The sequence below is a fragment of the Kitasatospora sp. NPDC024654 genome, from assembly GCF_055559155.1.
The window spans coordinates 1-1706 of record NZ_JBVHLF010000252.1; the positions used below are offsets into that span (position 1 = coordinate 1).

2 protein-coding genes are annotated in these 1706 nt (G+C 69.8%); both read right to left on the reverse strand.

The window, feature by feature from the left end; translation table 11 throughout:
• Positions 1 to 173 precede the first annotated feature (173 nt).
• On the reverse strand, positions 174 to 1157 hold the full coding sequence (locus tag ACZ38L_RS39410) for an IS1380 family transposase (protein ID WP_465702961.1): 984 nt from the start codon (positions 1155 to 1157) through the stop codon (positions 174 to 176).
• Positions 1158 to 1598, reverse strand: coding sequence for a hypothetical protein (locus ACZ38L_RS39415; protein WP_465702958.1), 441 nt, complete (start codon positions 1596 to 1598; stop codon positions 1158 to 1160).
• Positions 1599 to 1706 lie beyond the last annotated feature (108 nt).

Consider the following 1706-nt stretch of genomic DNA (forward strand, 5'->3'; position numbering starts at 1 on the left):
ACCTCGATTCGTCAGAGTCCGGGAGCGGTTGACGAGGTGATCCGTTCGCCCGGTTTGTCCCTCGTGGTCGGGGGCGGGGCCTTCGCGTGTCGCTGCGGCTGCGCTCGGGTTCCACGGTGCCGAGGTCTGCGGTTGTCCTCCTTCCTGGTCCTCGTCGGGACGGTGATCGCAGGTCAGCTCAGTGCGGGCAGTTGGCCGAGGCGGTGCCAGCAGGTGGCGAAGGCGTCGCGCCAGGGCCAGGTCCGTGACAGGGTGAGCCAGCGGCGGCGGGCGTGCCGGGTCAGCTTCGCGGGCACGTGGTAGAGGCGGTAGCGCATGGTGTCGGGTTCGGCGCCGGCCAGGTCGTCGACGTCGTGCAGTCCAAGGAGCCGGGTCCCGGCATCGAGGTCGGCGGCGATGTTGCAGGCGAGCATCCAGGACCGGTTCGCGGTCCAGTCCTGGCTGGGCAGGTTGTGCAGGCCGAGGGCCTTGTTGCAGCGCACCCGATCCTCGACCTGGGCTCGGGCCCGGGCGAGTACGTCGAGCCACTGCGGCTGGTGCGAGCCGGCGATGCCCCACATGTGCCGGATGTTGGTGGCGGTGATCGCGTACCGCCAGCCGGTACGCTTCTCGAAGTCGGTGAGCTTCTTCAGCTGCCGGGCCGAGGGCCGAGTGCGTCGAACCAGCAGGCGCATGCCGTCGGGCCAGCCGTCGCGGGTGTTCAGGTCGGTGAGCTCGGCCACGTGCGCTGAGCCGACCGCGGTCCCGTCCTGGGCCAGAGTGTCGGTCCACATCCCGGCCGGCAGGAGCGCGATGGCCCGCTCGTCGGCATCGGTCATCTTCCAGCCGACCAGATAGCGAACCGTGCGGCGCCTGGTGTTCAACCGCTCGAGGTGGTCCAGGAGTTCATGTGTGGCACCCGCGCCGTCGATCCGGATGAGGATCTTCGCGGCCGAGGAGTCGGGGATCTGCCGCAGGGCATCGGCGAGCACGGTCAGGTGGTCGGCCACCGTGTTCGCTCCCGCGTTGCCCGGCCGCAGCAGCATGGCCAGGGACTCCTGGGTGTTCGCGCACCAGGCCGCGAGCGGGTGGAAGCCGAACGCGCGCTTGAAGGTGGCCGCCGCCCCGGCCTTCTTCGAAGCCGAGGTGATGACCGTGGCGTCGATGTCGATGACGATTCAGCCGGTCAGACGCTTGCCCGCCACGTTCAGCCAGGGGAAGCCGCCCGGCCGCAGCGCGAGCCGACTCCACACGTGTCGGCGCACCTTCGCACGAGCCTTGGCGACCCTGATGAGAACCTTCTCGTCGATCGCGATGAGCGCGCGGCGCATGGTGGAGTCCGAGGCCGGCATCCCGAACAGCGCTGCCTGGTGAGCGAGCAAGGACTCGGCGTCCAGCAGGCTCCTCGCCCCCAGCACGATCGCCGTGGCCAGCATCACCACCACCTGGCCCCGCTCGCGCCAGCCCGCCCCCGACCCACGTGGCAGCACCCTGCCCAGAGCCCCGGTCAGCCCGGTCCGGTCCGCGCACCGGCGCAGCAGTGCCGCCCCCGCGTGCCCGACCATGCCCTTGCCGTCGGCCTTCACCGACAGCCGCTTGTCCCACCCGATAGCCTTCACCCAGAAGGTGCCCTTACCCGCGCGCTGGATATGAACTCGACACTCACATCCTTGCAGGTCACAGGGCACCTTCTACTGATTCAGGCTCAGCTCACCACTCCCGCTGAA